The organism is Solibacillus silvestris (genome assembly GCF_051967575.1).
GTDB lineage: Bacteria > Bacillota > Bacilli > Bacillales_A > Planococcaceae > Solibacillus > Solibacillus silvestris_B.
Window position 1 is genome coordinate 67,021 of sequence record NZ_JBQCJW010000007.1, and the last position, 16,795, is coordinate 83,815.

Consider the following 16,795-nt stretch of genomic DNA (forward strand, 5'->3'; position numbering starts at 1 on the left):
ATTAAAGGCATACGCAGCCATTTAGCAAAAAGCAGAGTCCAGTAAGGGCTCTGCTTTTTGAAATGATGGGAATACACTTTCTCAATCAACCGACAATAAATATTAGTTATTTAGTATTAAAAATTATTGACAATGATTATCAGTTAGATATAATGTTAATGACAATGATAATTGTTATCAATTAAATTTAAGGAGCGTTATTGAGATGAAATCAAAAAAGTTTTATTCATTTATGACAATGCTATTTGCAACAGTTGTTTTTCTTGTACTTGCCGGCTGTTCAGATAAAGATTCAAGCACAAAGGAAAATGATGAAGAAGATACAAATTCACAAACAGCAAATTCAGAAGATTCAGCAATACAATATCCAATCGTTATTAAACATGCATTAGGAGAAACAATAATTGAAGAAAAGCCGGAGCGTGTGGCGACAATTGCATGGGCAAACCATGATGTGGCGCTTGCTTTGGATGTAGTGCCAGTAGGATTCTCAGCTGCAAACTATGGTGTGCAGGATGAGAGCGGCATGCTGCCATGGACAGCTGAAAAGCTAAAAGCGCTGGGTGAAGAAAATCCTAATATTTACCAAGATACAGACGGCTTAGATTTTGAAGCTATTTCAGATTCAAATCCGGATGTCATTTTAGCTGCATATTCAGGTCTTACACAAGAAGAATATGATACGTTAAGCGAGATTGCACCAGTAATCGCTTATCCAACAACACCATGGGTTATTACATGGCGCGACCAAATTCTGTACAACGCAAAAGGGATGGGCATGGAAGAAGAAGGAAAGCAATTAATTGCTGATACAGAAAAACTGATCCAAGATAAAGCAAATGAATTCCCGGAAATTAAAGGAAAAAAAGCAGCATTTGGTATGTTCAATGCGACAGATTTATCGAAATTTTACATTTATACACCAGTTGACCCACGCGGAGAATTGTTAGTGGAGCTTGGAATGGAGTATCCAGAAGGTCTTAAAGCACAAACTAAAAATGAAGACAGCTTCTATATCGAATTAAGTGCTGAAAACGCAGATGCTTTGAATGATACAGAAATTCTTATCTTATATGGCGATGACAACACATTAAAATCACTTCAAGCAGACCCGATTTTAGGAAAAGTACCTGCAATTCAAAATGGGACTGTGTTAGTTATTCCTGACAACACACCACTTGCAGCAGCAGGGAATCCAAACCCGCTCTCAATTGACTACACGATTGATGAATATGTATCACTAATTTCGGAAGTCGCGAAAAAGTTAAAGTAATATGAAAAGCTCATCCGTTTTAGAAAAAAAGTCCCTACATATGCCGCGTCATCTTATGAAAGTACTGCTGCTTTTAATTATTTTACTTGGTATGTGTATCGTGGCATCGCTTGTCTTTGGCTCTCGGATGATTAGCTGGACAGACCTTCTGAATGGGCTCTTCCATTCAGAAGTTCAGTCTCATGAGGCGAGTGTTGTAAGACAGCGAATTGTCAGAACCTTATTCTGCTTATTATGTGGTGCTGCATTAGGTGTATCGGGTGCACTGATGCAATCTGTTACACGAAATCCGATTGCTGATCCGAGTATATTAGGTGTGAACACTGGGGCATCCCTTTTTGTCGTTTGCGGTATTGCCTTTTTGAATATTAGCTCGGCCAATCAGTATATTTGGCTAGCGATAGCGGGCGCATTTATTACCGCTATTTTTGTTTTTGGAATTGGTTCAATGGGAAGCGGGGGCGCGACACCGTTGAAGCTCGTCTTAGCTGGCGCAGCGACAAGCGCAATTTTATCATCCCTCGTTGTAGCGGTGATGATTCCGCGCACAAATGTAATGGATCAATTCAGATTTTGGCAAGTAGGTAGTGTCGGCTCAGGCAGCTGGGACGCTATTGCTCTTTTTATGCCATTTATAATAGTAGGAATTGGAATTGCACTTTTTACAGCTCCGGGCTTAAATGCTTTGGCACTAGGTGATGATGTGGCGAAAGGATTAGGCGTAAGGACAGGCACTTTAAGAATCGTGGCTGCATTAGGTGGTGTATTATTATGCGGAGCTGCGACGGCTCTAGCAGGACCGATTGGCTTTATAGGCTTATTAGCTACGCATATCATACGTCTCGTAATAGGACCGGATTTACGCTATATTATTCCAATGTCCGCATTGTCGGGCGCCATCATTTTAACGCTGTCTGATGTAGTTGGCAGATTGCTCGGGAGTCCAAGCGAGCTGGAAGTTGGTATTGTGACGGCCTTTATTGGCGCACCGATTTTAATTTTAATTACAATGAAAGCGAAAATGCGTGCGATATGATGAATGAAACGATTAATACAATTAGGAATTTACGAATAAAAAGAAAACGTCGCTTTATGCTGATGACTGCATTGCTGGCGCTTCTCGCATTCGCGCTTTGCTGTACGATGCTGATGCTGGGCAATACGATTTATCCTGTGCAAGATGTGCTCCGTGTATTGTTCGGAGAGCAAGTAAAGGGTGCGTCATTTGCGGTAAATACAATCCGTTTTCCGAGAATGGTGGCAGGGTTGTTTGCGGGCTTTGCGTTTGGTGTCGGGGGCTATATTTTCCAGACGATGCTGCGCAACCCATTAGCTAACCCGAATGTCATCGGTATTACTGCTGGCTCAAGCGCTGCTGCTGTATTTTGCATCATTGTTTTGAATGCAAGCAATACAGTCGTATCCATCGCAGCTATAATCGGAGGGCTTGCAACAGCTATCTTTATATATCTGCTGGCAAAAGGCGCATCCTTTTCGATTGGTCGACTAATTTTAGTCGGTATCGGCATTCAGGCGATGCTGACGGCCTTTATCAACTATTTAATGCTCATCGGGGATACGCATGATATTCCGGCTGCAATGAGATGGCTGAGCGGTAGTTTAAACGGTGCTAAATTAACTAACTTATATCCGTTAATCATTTTCGTGTGTATTTGCACACCGATTTTAATGTATTTTGCGAAGCGTCTGGAAATGCTGGAGCTTGGTGAACAGGCGGCAACTTCTTTAGGCGTCAATACAAATCAAACGAGAGTCATCCTTATTATTACGTCGGTGCTCATGATTGCATTGGCGACTGCTGCAACGGGTCCGATTGCCTTTATTTCCTTTTTGGCAGGTCCCATTGCAAAAAAATTGGTAGGTGTCGGATTTTCAGGTCTCATTCCTGCAGGTTTAATCGGGATCATTTTAGTATTGGCGGCAGATCTTATCGGACAGTTTGCTTTTGAGACACGCTATCCGGTAGGGGTCATTACAGGGATAATTGGTGCACCATACTTAATTTATTTATTAATCCGTATTAATCGGAAAGGAGATTTATGATGAAACCGACACATACATTCCAAACGGAAAGCATTATTGCCGGCTATGACAACAAAACGATTTTGCACGACGTAAGTATTGCCATACCAAGCAATAAAATTAGCATTATCATCGGGGCGAATGGCTGCGGAAAATCGACACTTTTAAAAACGATGGCACGGTTAATAAAACCTGTTTCGGGTCAAGTAATGCTGGATGATAAACCAATCCATAAAATCCCGGCCAAACAACTGGCGCGGGTAGTAGGGCTGTTGCCTCAATCGCCTATCGTCCCTGAAGGTATTACGGTTGCAGATTTAATAGGGCGCGGCAGATTTCCTCACCACAGCTTTTTAAAAGGCTGGTCAAAAGAAGATGATGCAGCTGTTGCCGAAGCAATGGACATTATGCGAATTACTGAATTTGCCAATCGGCATATTGATGAACTATCAGGTGGACAAAGACAGCGTGTATGGATTGCGATGGCACTTGCACAGCAAACCGATATTTTGTTTTTGGATGAACCGACAACCTATTTGGATATTACGTACCAAGTGGAGATTCTGGATTTGCTGACAGATTTAAATCGCAAGCGTGGCACGACAATTGTGATGGTGCTTCATGATATTAATTTATCTGCACGCTATGCCGACTATATTTTTGCGCTGCATGAAGGCAATCTTGTTTCGGAAGGTGCGCCATCTCAAGTGATTACAAGTGAATTGATCAAACATATTTTCGATTTAAACTGTATCGTCACACAAGATCCTGTTTCGGGTTCGCCTTCTGTTGTACCGATTGGAAGACACCATACGAAATCCGAAGTGCTCGTTTAGCAGCGATAGAAGGCAAGCGTTTTAGCAAAATGAAAAGAATGGAGTGTTTCGAATGAACGATATTTATGACGTTACGATAATTGGTGGAGGACCAAGTGGATTATATAGCGCGTTTTATTCAGGCTTAAGGGATTTAAAAACGAAAATTATAGAATTTCAACCGACATTAGGCGGCAAATTGCACGTTTATCCCGAAAAAATTATTTGGGATATTGGCGGCTTGCCTGCGACACCTGCACTACAAGTCATTGAAAATCTCATTAAACAGGGACTGACATTTAAGCCAACAGTATGTCTAAATACGAAAGTCGATTTCATCACAAAGAAAGATGATCTATTTGTGATTGAAACAAGTTCAGGCGAAAAACACTATTCAAAAAAAGTCATCGTTGCGGTAGGCGGAGGGATTATCAGTCCGATTAAATTGCATATTGAAGGCGCTGAGAAATATGAAGTATCGAATTTGCATTATACAATTCGAGGCATTCAAAGCTTTAAGGACAAGTCACTGTTAATTTCAGGCGGCGGCAACTCGGCAATTGACTGGGCGAAAGATCTGATCGGCATTGCCAAAAAGATTACAGTAATATACCGGGGTGAAAAGCTTTCTGCCCATGAAGCGCAAATCCGTCATTTGCAGGAGAATGGTGTACCGATTATTACGAATACGCAAATTAAAACACTTGTGGCCAACGACACAAAGACAAAAATCGAAGAAGTCATTCTGGAAAATGTCGTTACAAACCAAACTTCGAAAATGGTTGTGGATGATGTACTTGTAAACCACGGCTATGACCGGGATTCTTCATTTTCTTTTGATGCTGCGCTTGCTCCGGAAAAAGATAAAGAGTATGACTATTATTATTTAACGGATGGAAAAGGGCTGACATCGGTTGACGGTATTTATGCAGTCGGCGATATCTCCAAGTATGAAAATAAAGTCTACTTGATTACCGGTACATTCCAGGATGCCGTCAATGCGATTAATGCCATCAAATTAAGCCTTGAACCAACGGCTGATCAGTATGCAAAAGTGTCATCACATAACGAAGTATTCGAAACACGAAACCGGGAAGTGATGAAGGAAATATTGGTGAAGGGGTAGCGCACGTAATACGATACATGTTTGAATACAAAGAAACGCCAACGCAAAAGCTCCCATCGCCTTTGCGTTTTTTATTTGCTTTTAATTATACAGGCACCGTATATCGCATCTTTGAAAAGCTTGCACCGTAATTTACAATAAAAGTAAAGTAATGCCAAAAATTATAAATGGGAGAGTTGTTGTATGCCTTTACAAAGAATATTCGACTATAAATGGCTTCTTATCGCCTGTATTGTACTGCTTGGGAAATTTTACCTTGTATCAGTTTTCATTCGTTTATACACTATCGGATGAGCACGTGAATGGTATGGTTATCGGTTCACTTATTGATTGTGCGATTGTTGCGCCGGCGCTTCTTCTAGTGCAAAAACGAAAATGGTCAGTTAGAAATTTTGTTGTGTTCGTTGCAGCGGGAATATTGTTTGCACGCCTCGTCATTCCATCAGCATTTATCGAACCTTTCCGTTATTTAACATTTTCTGTGATTGAAAATGAAAATATGCATCAATTTAAAGTTTGGGGAAATACCGAGGACCAGCCCGCTTTTGTCATTGAGATGAAATATGAGCAAACAATTCATTTGATCGGCGGCATCGAAAAAAAGGCTAAGTATATCGGGATTTATGCGGACGATCCAGTAACGCTTCGCCGGGAAATCGAGTTGGCGATGGAATCGGGAATAGTGTAAAAGGTGAATGTGTTGGGTATGTAATAGAAGATGCAATAAAATGAGGTGAAAAGATGAATATACGAATATTAGGTTATAAAGATGCGTCACAATACAAAAAAATACGACTTCAAGCATTATACAATTACCCAGCATTATTTAGCTCGTCATACGAACATGAAAAAAATTACACGATTCAAGAAATTGAACAACGCCTTCGCCCGCAAGCCGAAAAATTCACTCTCGGGGTATTTGAGGGGGAACGATTGATCGGGATTGTTGCATTTGTGCGGGAAACGAGTGCAAAGCTATATCATAAAGGACATATTATGGGGATGTACGTCGTCCCGGAAGCAAGAGAAAAAGGTGCAGCTCGGATGATGCTGGAAGAGCTGTTTCGATTATTGCGGAAAAATGATGGGCTTGAGCAGATTCATTTGACAGTCGGATCATCAAACGAACAGGCGATTGCGCTTTATGAATCTCTTCAATTCAAGCAATATGCTATAGAGCAAAAGGCATTGAAAATCGATGGGATCTATTATGATGAATTATGGATGGTGAAAAATCTTTAATTTAAAAAGCTGTGCTAAAAGCCGATGAGACCTTTAGCACAGCTTTTCCCCTTTATAAGCATAGGTCACACAGCAATGAGGGCATTGCTGCATGCCGCTGAGGAATTATCCGAAAAACTTCGGCAATTCTTTTTTTGCTTTATATTGCAGATCCGGCAGAACCTTTCGATAAACGTTCTGAAATGATGAGCACAATCAAGATCAGTATGATTTGCAATACACCGTATGCACAAGCCGTCCCAAACTTAAATGCGTACAGCTTTTGGAAAATCGCAACCGATAATGGGATTGTTGATGTGTTATAAATTAAAATCGATGCAACAAACTCCCCAATGCTTTGCACGAAAGCTAATAATGTCCCAGCAAGAACGCCTGACAATGTAAGCGGGATGACAATCTTTCTGAATGTGTACCACCATGTCGCCCCCAAACTGCGCGACGCTTCTTCCACTGATTGATCGAGCTGCATAAGGGAAGCGGAAGTCGACCTGAATACAAGCGGCAGATGGCGGATAAAGTAGGCGAGCGGCAAAATCCAAAACGAGCCGATTAATACTTGGTTGAATGTAAATACGCTTTCAGTCGAGAACGCCGCGATTAAATTTACCGCAACGACTGTGCCAGGCAATGCCCATGGAATGGTGATTAAAATATCGAGCATCGTTTTCCCTTTAAAACTAAGTCTGACCATTGCATACGCTGCAGCAACACCGAATATAATATTGCCGACTGTTGCGATGAAGCCCATTTGCAGCGAGTTCCAGATTGGTCGCCATGTCCTTTCATCGGTAAACAGCGCTTTATAATGATCAAGCGTATATTCGGTCGGCAAAATTTGGATTGTCCAAGCACCATCTTTTGAAAAAGAAATTAGCACGAGCACTAAAATCGGCAATATTAAAATAAGGGTGCCTATGAATGAAAGGGCGACCGCTAAATATTTCAATGGCTTTGAACTTACCTCTGAACGGTGCACACTCACACCTTTGCTCAAGTTTTGATAGTTGCGCCGGTTTTGATACCAACGCATAATAAGCAAAAATGTAATCGACACAATCGATAAAATCGTGGACTGTGTCGCCGCCATGTCCAAGTTGCCGTTCGTGCGCGATAAATAAATTTGCATTGTCATCGTTCGTTCCACCCCAAACATCAGAGGGGCCGTATAGGATGCCATCGACACCATGAATACGAGGAGGGACGAAGCGATTAAAGAAGGAGTAAGCATCGGTAAAATGATTTTCCTCCAAACACGAATACGGCTGGCACCTAAACTTGTAGCAGCTTCTTCCAATGATGGATCAAGCCCTTTAATCGCTGCCGAAGCCGTCAAGTAAAAATACGTATACATCGTGAACGTATGGACGACGATCACACCCCAAATCCCTTTCAATGAAAAAGGAACATCCTCCAAACTAAGCAGTTGCTGGAATAGCCGAGGGAAGATGCCGCTTTCCCCGTACAAAAATGTGAACGATAATACTCCGACCAACGGCGGCAGCGCCATTGGTACCAACACTAAAACGGATAGTATTCTTCTTCCTGGAAAATCATAGCGCTCTAGTAAAAACGCCATTGCCACACCTACAATCGCACAGCAAACAACACTGATGACAGATATATAAAAACTATTCCAAAGCGCCTCTAAATTCGCTGTACTTTCCAAACTGAAAAACTTCGTATAATTTGCGAGTTTATCATCACCTGCAAAGCTTTGAACAAATGTTGTATAAAACGGATAAATGACATAAGCAAATAAAATCAGAAAGAGCGGAGAGACGAGAATATATACAAAATAGCGTGACTGTGTAAGACGAGACCACCAATTCGCTTTGTAAGTGTCAACGGTTTCTTTGCTCATTGTGTGCCTCCTCCCTTATTCTCCGAGAAAATAAATATTTTGTTTTGGGATATGCAAATCAATTGTATGACCGGCTTGCTTTATTGCCGTACCTCGACTAATAATCATCGCTTTTAATGTCGTATTATTCCATTTTAAAAAATAGTTTACGCTGAGACCCGTAAATTCGGTCAGCTCGATTATGCCGGAAATCGTGTTGTCGCCAGCACCACTTTCAAATGCTTCCGGGCGTATCGATACATAAATTTCATCACCGACATTTACTTGCAGCCCTTTTGCCAAGTTTTCGGTTAAGCCTTGTAAAGTAAGGCCATTTTCATTCGCAACAGTGATCGTTTCATCATTAATCGACTGTACTTTCATTTCGAGCAAATTGGTTTCACCGATGAAAGTAGCGACAAAGCGGTTGTTTGGGCGATGGTAAATTTCCTGCGGGGTGCCGATTTGCTTCACAACACCGTTTTCCATTACCATAATCCGATCAGACATCGCCATTGCTTCAGTTTGATCATGTGTTACGTATATAGTTGTCACACCGAGCTCTGATTGAATACGCTTAATCTCAATCCGTGTTTCTTCCCGAAGCTTTGCGTCCAAGTTGGATAACGGTTCATCAAGCAGCAATATATCCGGCTCGATGACGAGAGCGCGGGCCAAGGCAACACGCTGCTGCTGTCCGCCAGATAGCTCATTGATTTTACGAGAGCCATATGGACCTAAATGAACAAGCCCGCGAATACGATCCACCTTTTCTTTAATTGCCTTTTTATCGTATTTTCGGATTTCAAGACCAAACGCAATATTTTCATCGACTGTCATATGCGGAAAGAGCGCATAGTTTTGAAACACCATGCCGATATTGCGCTTATTTGGCTGTAAAGTTGTGACATCGTGATCGTCAAAATAAATCTTTCCTGTGGATGGGTAATAAAAACCGGCTATCATACGCAATGTTGTCGTCTTGCCGCAGCCGCTTGGACCTAAAAATGTAAAGAATTCGCCGGATTTAATATCTAAATCCAAATCATCGACACCCAATACATCACCGAATTTTTTTGAAACATCTTGAATACGAACAGCTTTCATCACATCGAACCCCCTTCACCCATAACAAACTAGGAAAAGAAAGACCTCTTCATGCAGAGGCCTTCCTTGCGAAAATTATTTACCTTTGCCTTTAATATTTGTATCCCAATGTTCCATCCATTCCGCTTCTTTGTCAGCCATCATTTGCCAGTCGATATCCATCGTTTTCAAATCCAAATCTTTATACCAATCCGGCATTGAGTCAGCAGAGATATCCGTACGTGTCGGGATTTGATAATATTCTTCGGAAAGCTCGACCATTGTATCTTGCTCAAATAGGAATTCCATGAATAATTTTGCGTTGTCCGCATTTTTCGCATTGTTCACAATACCGACAGCATCTACTAAAATCGGCGCCCCGCTTTCCGGATAAATGAAATCAAATGTATAATCAGTCGTATGTTTTTTCAGTAAAATATCTTGTAAGTTCCATAACGAAATTGAACCTTCCTGGCGTGCAAGTTTTAAATACAATGCATTCGGGTCTTGCGTATATTCCTTTGTATTGGCATCTAATTTTTTCAGCCAGTCATAGCCTTTTGAAGGATCATCAGCGCCTTGACGATAAATCATAGCCGAATAGATTGTGCGCATCGTTCCCGAAGCCAGTACACCACGGATTAAAATTTCGTCCTTCCATTTTGGGTCAAGCAAGTCGTCCCAATCTTGAGGACCTTCCTCAGGCGAGATAACATCGCTGTTAATCATAATAACTTCAGGTAAAAGCATTTCACCGACCCAGCGATTTTGTTCATCTTTATGAAGTGTGTCAATTGCATCGATAAAGGAAGGATTCCATTGCAGCAGCAAATCCTCATCCGCAGCGACCATCATAGCTGCCTGTGTGCCGCCCCACCAAAAATCGCCTTGAGGATTCGCTTTTTCACCACGGACACGCTCCAAAATCTGCTGTGCGCCCATCGTCATGTATTCAACATCAATATCAGGGTAGCGTTCATTGAATTTTTCAATAACCCCTTGCACCATTCCTTCATCACGCCCCGTATAAATAACGAGCTTGCCGGAAGGGTTTTCTTCCTTTGCACCTTCTGCTGTATCACTGCCGCCCTGTGTTGACTCGTTTGTCGTCTCGTCATCGCCATTACATGCAGCTAAAACTAATAAAAGAGCTGTGAGAATAAGAGATAGCCAAGTGAATCTTTTCATACAATGTTCCTCCTTAATAAATATTTTTACTTCGGAATCAGGAATAATTCACATACATTCCGTCTCCATTCTAACTTCAATATTTTTAATATTCAATTAAATATATCCAACCTTATTAATTTTTTACAGTTTACTAGACAGAAAAGTGCAAAAAAAGAGATGACTTGTTGTTCTATACCCGGAAAATGGAAATAAAACAATATGTTTTCAGAAGCGTTGAATTTTCTTGAGGGGAAAGGGTGTACAAAGTTTCGACGGCATATGCGTAAAAGCAACCTGTCAATCGGCTTTAGTGTGAAATATACTTCGCAAAGTTTTTTTCAACTTCATCATACGTTTATGTAAGTTTCCAAATAATTGCTTCGACCTGATTTTATACTTCCATTTTATGATTTGGACAACAACAGTTAGAAGGCAGAATCATCTTAACGGAAATTTTGTTTTATTTGCGCATATTAAGGGAATTATAAACATGTTTGCACAAGAGCATTTTGTTCATTTATGAAGAATGAACCCCAATCCGCTTATTCGTGCAGTTTATATGAAGATTCAAGGAAATTATTTTACTGAAGGAGTGAAAATATGAGCAATCGTAATAGAGATATCGCATTGCAAATTTTGAATGAAAACAGTATTGGCGTTATGGCGACGAATAATAACGGTGTACCCAATTCACGCTATATGACCTTTCATTATGTCGAATCCAAGCTATATACAGTTGCGAAAAGGGATTCTGCAGTAGTGCGCGAAATTGCTGAGTATGGCAGCACACATATTTTATTAGGGTATGAAAGTGACGGCATATTCGAAACATTTTTGGAAATTGAAGGCAATGCGACGACTACATTGCACGATGTTGTGAAACAGCAATTGCTTGAAAAATACCCGGCACATGCAGATGAGGATTTTGTTGTCATTCAAATAACTCCGCTTCGCATGAGAATTATGAACAAAGACGGCAAAAATCAGGAAGAAGTTCATTTAATATAGGGGGGATGCTTAATGGAAACATTAAAGGAAAAAATACTTTCAATTATCAATAAGCATAATATCGGAACAATGGCTACACTAAAAGTTCGCCAACCTTATGTGCGCTATATGACGTTTACGAATGAGGATTTTGTGCTGTATACGACGACGACTGAGGAATCTCAAAAGGTAATGGATCTGCAGGAAAATCCGTACACGCATATTTTATTAGGCTATACGAAAGAAGATATGGATGCACCATATGTCGAAATTACAGCAAAACTAAGTGAAATTAAAGATGATACATTAAAGCTGAAAATTACGAACTTCTTTAAAGATATGTTTACTTCTGAAGATGGTGACATGATTACGCTTCAATTGGAACCGATCACGATTAAATTAATGAACGATGGAGAGCCGCAAATTTTGAATTTCTAATAGGAAAGCTAAAGAGCAATGACATCCCTTTGTCGTTGCTCTCTTGCATATTCAGGACAATTATTGCAATCCAACTCGGAACATAGGATTAATCTCTTTTGTAAAGCTGTACAGAAAGTAAAGAAATATCATATGAACATACTGATTTTAGAGCAGCGGTGAAATAATCTTCTAAGCTTTCAATACAGCAAAAAAGTATTGAAGTTATTTTGAAATACAATACATGTGTCTTTTAGATTAATGGGAGTAGTTAAAAATCCGTATAGCCACGATATACTCTACATATATGTCAGAACTCTTTCATCACTTGAATAGCAGTTGAATAATGTTAATAAATGACAACAAATTGTAATTATTGCAGGAAATTATTATATATTAATATGTTAAGATTTCTATTGAACAAAATAATTTTACGGGGGATTCACCATGAAGATAGGGTCTAAATTAAATTTGGCATTTTACTCGATTATTGGGTTAATGCTCATTTCAACAATTGTTGTATTTATTAATTTAAGCACCATCGAGAATAAGCAAAATGAGGTATTGGACAGTCGGGTTGTGCAAATTCGATTAGTTGATGACATTCGAGCAAATATAGCGTTTCAAGGATTGTATGGACGGGCACTGATATTGGATAACTCCGATACAAACCGGAATAATTTGCTTACTTACGCGGAGAATTTGGATAAAAATATTGAGCAAATTTCATCGCTGGCAAAATCGGCTACGATGAAAACTTATATTAAGGACATATCTTTGTATAATGAAGACTTTAACGAAAGTATCGAGCATCTGCTTGCATCACTTAAAACCGGCAATACTCAGGAAAGTATAAATATAGTAAACAATGAGCTGCAAAAAGCCAATATAGAAATATTAAAAATAGCAAATGATATGATTGTTTATCAAGAAGCCCAACTGGAAAAAATTGACGAAGAAACAGATGCTGCTATGACAACATCTAAAATTATATCAATTATAACGGTAATCATTAGTGTCATTGTCGGCTTTATTTTAATAGTGTTTGTAAAACGCGCTATCGTGAACCCTTTAGCAAAATTAATGACAACAGCACAACATATAGCAGCAGGTGATTTAACACATCCATCGATTAAAATTCATTCAAAAGACGAGATTGGCCAATTAGGGAAGATTTTTAATGAAATGAAGCAAAATCTACAAAGCCTTATCAAATCTGTTCAAAATAATTCACAACAGTTAACCGCTGCCGCAGAGGAACTGTCTGCGAGTACAGAGGAAATTACGGCAACGACAGACGATGTAGCCCAGCAGATTGAACTTACTTCCGATGCGGCGCAAAGTTCGGCAATTGCCGCAAATGAAAGTGCGCGGGCGATGGAAGAAACGGCATATGGAGTACAGCGTATTGCAGAGGCTTCCCAAGTGCTGTACAATTCATCGTTTGATGCGAGTACAACTGCGACTGAAGGTGCCCGAATAATCGAAAATGCACAAGAACAGATGGCAACGATTAACAACTCCACTTTTACAGTGAATGGGCTTGTGCAAAAACTCGCTGCACAAACATTGGAAATTGAAAATATGACAAAAGTTATAACAGATATTACCGATCAAACGAATCTGCTAGCACTTAATGCAGCGATTGAGGCAGCACGTGCAGGCGAGCATGGAAAAGGCTTTGCTGTTGTTGCGGATGAAGTGCGTAAACTAGCAGAAAGCTCGAAGCAATCCGCCAATTCCATCGTTGAGCTGACAATGGAAATTCAGCGTGATACATCAAATGTGGAGCAAGCTGTTTCAAGCGCACTCAGCTCAGTGAATGATGGTGTGAAAATTATTGGCGATGCGGGGAATTCGTTCGATGCAATTGTGAATGCCGTTGATTTAATGACAACGCAAATCGAAGAAATTTCGGCGACAGTGCAACAACTTTCAGCAAGTGCAGAAGAAGTGACGGCCTCCGTAAATGAAATTGCGGTTGGAGCAGATAGTTCTTCTCAAAGCATCAGTTCGATTGCCGCCGCTATGGAAGAGCAATCAGCGACAATGCAAGAGGTGAGCGGCATTGCAGTCTCATTAGTCGACAGTGCTTCCGTATTGCAGGAGGAAATCGGGAAGTTCAAAGTGTAACTGGGGTCAGTAAACGATCGCCGTATGATTAAAATGTGGACAGAAATATCCATTCCAGAATAATTAAAGCTCTTATGATGTAGGTAGTACAAACACATCATAAGAGCTTTTTTGCCTTTTATAAAATTAAAAACATTGGAATGTGAGTATCGAGTTTCGGTTAACAGAGCTATATACCCAGCCAAATCGACCCCATCTAAAGCCTAAAATTATATTTCGCGAAACGAAAGTAGGGAAAAACCAAAAACTGTTGCCGTTTCTTTGCCAAATAAACGTATTGCGGTAAATACATCGTCTTATCCCACTGGAACCTTGCTGCGATTGAGCTCCAGATAATTGCATTTGTGGAGAAAAGGCAGGTGGTGGCCCCATTGGCATTGGGGTATTGCCTCCCGGTGATGGTCCTCCAGGCATTTGGGGATTTCCGCCAAGTGGAGGCGGCGGCATTGGAAACGAGCCGCGTTCATCAAATGACGGCGGAAAAAACTGATTAAACGGTTGAGCGTTTGTGCTTTCATCAAATGGATTAAACGGATTTTGATACAACAAACATACCTTCCTTCATAAGTAGTCATTGTTAATTTATGTGAAGGAATGAAAGGCACCATAGGGATTCGCCTATGATTCGAGCTATAAAAAAATGCACTATAAATATGACATAGACTTTACAGCAAAAAGGGGTGCGAGAAGCATTTCTAGAACACCCTTTTACAATAAGCAAAAGCATGAATAAAATTAATGATTTGGACGGCTGTTTTTAATGAATAAAGAGCCAATAACCCCGATGACTCCAACTGCTAATACAGCGATAAACGCATGGCTCACCCCATACGCCAAAAAATCGGCAGGGCTTGCAGCACCATGCTCAGCTATATAGTTTTTTTGGCCGGAAGTGAATAATGTAATCGCCACGGCTGTTCCTGCAGCACCCGCTACTTGTGTTAAAGTATTCATCGCAGCCGAACCGTCAGCATATAGTTTAGGCGTCAATGTGTTCATCGCGTTTGTCTGTGCCGGCATGATTGTCATGGAGACACCTACGAAAAATACACATAATGCGACAACAAGCTGCCATACGGGAGTTGTAGCCGATAAGGCAAACACTAGGAAGATTGCAGCTATTGTAATCATAAAGAAACCTATACGCGTAAAGATTTTTGCACCAACTTTGTCAAAATTGGACCCTACGATCGGCGACATGATGATGTTTAATATATTACCAGGAAGCATTAATAAACCGGCAACAATCGCTGTATATCCTAATACTGATTTCAGGTAAAGAGGTATTAAAATCGCTACGTATAAAATAACGAATAATGTGGCGAACATTAAAAGTGTTCCTAATGCAAACATAGGGAAACGAAATACGCGTAAGTTAATCATCGGCTGCTCCATTTTGAATTGCCGCACCGCAAACAAAAATAAAGAAATAATGCCAACAGCAAGAGGCATCCATACAATCGCATCAGAAAAAGGTGTTTCAGCAAGCGTTGCTAATGCAAAAACAATTCCACCGAATGCAACTGTTGACAATAATAATGAAAATGCATCGATTTTTGGCTTTGTAATATCTGAAACATTTTCCATCTTTGCGCCGCCGATAATCAATAAGAGAATGTAGAGCACTAACATGATCCAAAAAATATAGTGCCAGCTTGAAGCGCTAATAATCAAACCCGCAATTGTGGGACCTAATGCCGGGCCGGCTGTCAATACTAAACCGACAATCCCCATTACCGCCCCGCGTTTTTGTATAGGAAATATAATTAGTACAACACTGAACATGAGAGGCAAGAAAATCCCAGTTCCGATTGCCTGGATTAAGCGACCTACTAATAATAGGGTAAAGTTGGGGGAAACAGCGGCGACCAATGCGCCAATACTCGCGATAATTAATGCACTGACGATTAATTGTCGTGTCGTAAACCAGCGCACTAAGTATGCTGAGAATGGCACTAAAATAGCTAAAACTAATAAATAACCTGTTGTTAACCACTGAGCTAAGCCTGCGCTAACAGAAAATTGCTCCATAATATTTGTTAATGCCATGTTTAATGCAGTTTCACCGAATAAACCAATGAATGTACCGACCATTAATACAGCTGCCATTAACTTTGGATTCTTTACTTGTAAATGCGATTCCATTTTGAAAAATCTCCTTTTTTGTTTAATAGACCGTGCAACGATAAAATGAAAACTATGGGCAATCACCGTGATGCCCATAGTCAAGTATTTAAAAGTTAATTTAGCAGCAGCCTTTTTTAAAATTCCGCTAAAGAGTTGTATGCCTGCGATTATTCGTTGCAAAGGGAATGCACCAGAAAGATTTCTTCGTCAACCTTTGTCTATGAGCAACTATAACAAAATAATATTGAGGATTTCTAATAAAACTTTAAGTGTATCTTACTTAGTAAGACATATTTTAGACGTATATTTTCCGTTATTTGTATATTTGATGGAAGGGATAGTTTAAAAAATGAAAACGATTCTATTTAGAATTTATCCTAAGTTTTTTGCTGTTTTCTTTTTCAGCAGAGGCTGACAGAGCAATATTCGGCGCAATTTTCTGCGATTTGCTATGAAAATATCGGAAATTGCAATATGAAAAATCCTATTTTGTCTTAATTTTTACCAAGGGCATATATCTTTGGAAATGTTTTATT

At 40.1% G+C, this 16,795-nt stretch carries 15 protein-coding genes; 11 read left to right on the forward strand and 4 right to left on the reverse strand.

All coding sequences use genetic code 11. From position 1 onward, the window contains the following. Positions 1-205 precede the first annotated feature (205 nt). The 7 genes from ACTHOQ_RS06490 to ACTHOQ_RS06520 all read left to right on the forward strand — a co-directional run bounded on the left by ACTHOQ_RS06490 (position 206) and on the right by ACTHOQ_RS06520 (position 6,499). Entirely contained in the window at positions 206-1,273 is a 1,068-nt protein-coding gene (locus ACTHOQ_RS06490; RefSeq protein ID WP_440494950.1) for an iron-siderophore ABC transporter substrate-binding protein, read from the forward strand. A 1-nt stretch (position 1,274) separates the two neighbouring features. Further along, positions 1,275-2,309 (forward strand): FecCD family ABC transporter permease, encoded by a 1,035-nt coding sequence (locus tag ACTHOQ_RS06495; protein WP_440494952.1) that lies wholly within the window; start codon positions 1,275-1,277, stop codon positions 2,307-2,309. After that, positions 2,306-3,337 carry a FecCD family ABC transporter permease gene (locus ACTHOQ_RS06500; protein ID WP_440494953.1) on the forward strand — a complete coding sequence of 344 codons (1,032 nt, stop codon included), beginning with the start codon at positions 2,306-2,308 and terminating at the stop codon, positions 3,335-3,337. The genes ACTHOQ_RS06495 and ACTHOQ_RS06500 overlap by 4 nt, the downstream gene beginning before the upstream one ends. Then, positions 3,337-4,152 (forward strand): ABC transporter ATP-binding protein, encoded by an 816-nt coding sequence (locus tag ACTHOQ_RS06505; RefSeq protein WP_440494954.1) that lies wholly within the window; start codon positions 3,337-3,339, stop codon positions 4,150-4,152. Before ACTHOQ_RS06500 ends, ACTHOQ_RS06505 begins: the two co-directional genes overlap by 1 nt. 52 nt (positions 4,153-4,204) lie before the next feature. Next, positions 4,205-5,257 (forward strand): NAD(P)/FAD-dependent oxidoreductase, encoded by a 1,053-nt coding sequence (locus ACTHOQ_RS06510; protein WP_440494955.1) that lies wholly within the window; start codon positions 4,205-4,207, stop codon positions 5,255-5,257. 256 nt (positions 5,258-5,513) lie between these two features. Beyond that, entirely contained in the window at positions 5,514-5,945 is a 432-nt protein-coding gene (locus ACTHOQ_RS06515; protein WP_440494957.1) for a hypothetical protein, read from the forward strand. A gap of 53 nt (positions 5,946-5,998) precedes the next feature. Further along, positions 5,999-6,499, forward strand: a complete 501-nt coding sequence (locus tag ACTHOQ_RS06520; protein WP_440494958.1) for a GNAT family N-acetyltransferase — start codon at positions 5,999-6,001, stop codon at positions 6,497-6,499. A 139-nt stretch (positions 6,500-6,638) separates the two neighbouring features. On the opposite strand, the gene ACTHOQ_RS06525 is transcribed toward ACTHOQ_RS06520, so the two are convergent. The 3 genes from ACTHOQ_RS06525 to ACTHOQ_RS06535 all read right to left on the reverse strand — a co-directional run bounded on the left by ACTHOQ_RS06525 (position 6,639) and on the right by ACTHOQ_RS06535 (position 10,613). Next, positions 6,639-8,360: an ABC transporter permease gene (locus tag ACTHOQ_RS06525; protein WP_440494959.1), complete on the reverse strand. Its 1,722-nt coding sequence runs from the start codon at positions 8,358-8,360 to the stop codon at positions 6,639-6,641. Between the two features lie 15 nt (positions 8,361-8,375). Continuing rightward, positions 8,376-9,446: an ABC transporter ATP-binding protein gene (locus ACTHOQ_RS06530; protein WP_440494960.1), complete on the reverse strand. Its 1,071-nt coding sequence runs from the start codon at positions 9,444-9,446 to the stop codon at positions 8,376-8,378. 75 nt (positions 9,447-9,521) lie between these two features. Next, complete coding sequence (locus ACTHOQ_RS06535) at positions 9,522-10,613, reverse strand: extracellular solute-binding protein (RefSeq protein ID WP_440494962.1); 1,092 nt, start codon at positions 10,611-10,613, stop codon at positions 9,522-9,524. Positions 10,614-11,195: 582 nt separating this feature from the next. Here ACTHOQ_RS06535 and ACTHOQ_RS06540 point away from each other — a divergent pair. The 4 genes from ACTHOQ_RS06540 to ACTHOQ_RS06555 all read left to right on the forward strand — a co-directional run bounded on the left by ACTHOQ_RS06540 (position 11,196) and on the right by ACTHOQ_RS06555 (position 14,626). Then, positions 11,196-11,603: a pyridoxamine 5'-phosphate oxidase family protein gene (locus ACTHOQ_RS06540; RefSeq protein WP_440494963.1), complete on the forward strand. Its 408-nt coding sequence runs from the start codon at positions 11,196-11,198 to the stop codon at positions 11,601-11,603. A gap of 12 nt (positions 11,604-11,615) precedes the next feature. Then, positions 11,616-12,020: a pyridoxamine 5'-phosphate oxidase family protein gene (locus ACTHOQ_RS06545; RefSeq protein WP_440494965.1), complete on the forward strand. Its 405-nt coding sequence runs from the start codon at positions 11,616-11,618 to the stop codon at positions 12,018-12,020. Between the two features lie 426 nt (positions 12,021-12,446). Further along, entirely contained in the window at positions 12,447-14,132 is a 1,686-nt protein-coding gene (locus ACTHOQ_RS06550; RefSeq protein ID WP_440494966.1) for a methyl-accepting chemotaxis protein, read from the forward strand. A gap of 371 nt (positions 14,133-14,503) precedes the next feature. Continuing rightward, positions 14,504-14,626: a hypothetical protein gene (locus ACTHOQ_RS06555; RefSeq protein WP_440494967.1), complete on the forward strand. Its 123-nt coding sequence runs from the start codon at positions 14,504-14,506 to the stop codon at positions 14,624-14,626. 241 nt (positions 14,627-14,867) lie between these two features. Here the strand turns inward: ACTHOQ_RS06555 and ACTHOQ_RS06560 are convergent, their stop codons facing one another. After that, complete coding sequence (locus tag ACTHOQ_RS06560) at positions 14,868-16,277, reverse strand: DHA2 family efflux MFS transporter permease subunit (RefSeq protein WP_440494968.1); 1,410 nt, start codon at positions 16,275-16,277, stop codon at positions 14,868-14,870. Positions 16,278-16,795 lie beyond the last annotated feature (518 nt).

What these genes read in the sequence shown, in the direction of transcription:
- ACTHOQ_RS06490 (WP_440494950.1), top strand. Translation starts at nt 206, where the DNA reads ATGAAATCAAAAAAGTTTTATTCATTTATGACAATGCTATTTGCAACA.
- ACTHOQ_RS06495 (WP_440494952.1), top strand. Translation starts at nt 1,275, where the DNA reads ATGAAAAGCTCATCCGTTTTAGAAAAAAAGTCCCTACATATGCCGCGT.
- ACTHOQ_RS06500 (WP_440494953.1), top strand. Translation starts at nt 2,306, where the DNA reads ATGATGAATGAAACGATTAATACAATTAGGAATTTACGAATAAAAAGA.
- ACTHOQ_RS06505 (WP_440494954.1), top strand. Translation starts at nt 3,337, where the DNA reads ATGAAACCGACACATACATTCCAAACGGAAAGCATTATTGCCGGCTAT.
- ACTHOQ_RS06510 (WP_440494955.1), top strand. Translation starts at nt 4,205, where the DNA reads ATGAACGATATTTATGACGTTACGATAATTGGTGGAGGACCAAGTGGA.
- ACTHOQ_RS06520 (WP_440494958.1), top strand. Translation starts at nt 5,999, where the DNA reads ATGAATATACGAATATTAGGTTATAAAGATGCGTCACAATACAAAAAA.
- ACTHOQ_RS06525 (WP_440494959.1), bottom strand. Translation starts at nt 8,360, where the DNA reads ATGAGCAAAGAAACCGTTGACACTTACAAAGCGAATTGGTGGTCTCGT.
- ACTHOQ_RS06530 (WP_440494960.1), bottom strand. Translation starts at nt 9,446, where the DNA reads ATGAAAGCTGTTCGTATTCAAGATGTTTCAAAAAAATTCGGTGATGTA.
- ACTHOQ_RS06535 (WP_440494962.1), bottom strand. Translation starts at nt 10,613, where the DNA reads ATGAAAAGATTCACTTGGCTATCTCTTATTCTCACAGCTCTTTTATTA.
- ACTHOQ_RS06540 (WP_440494963.1), top strand. Translation starts at nt 11,196, where the DNA reads ATGAGCAATCGTAATAGAGATATCGCATTGCAAATTTTGAATGAAAAC.
- ACTHOQ_RS06545 (WP_440494965.1), top strand. Translation starts at nt 11,616, where the DNA reads ATGGAAACATTAAAGGAAAAAATACTTTCAATTATCAATAAGCATAAT.
- ACTHOQ_RS06550 (WP_440494966.1), top strand. Translation starts at nt 12,447, where the DNA reads ATGAAGATAGGGTCTAAATTAAATTTGGCATTTTACTCGATTATTGGG.
- ACTHOQ_RS06560 (WP_440494968.1), bottom strand. Translation starts at nt 16,277, where the DNA reads ATGGAATCGCATTTACAAGTAAAGAATCCAAAGTTAATGGCAGCTGTA.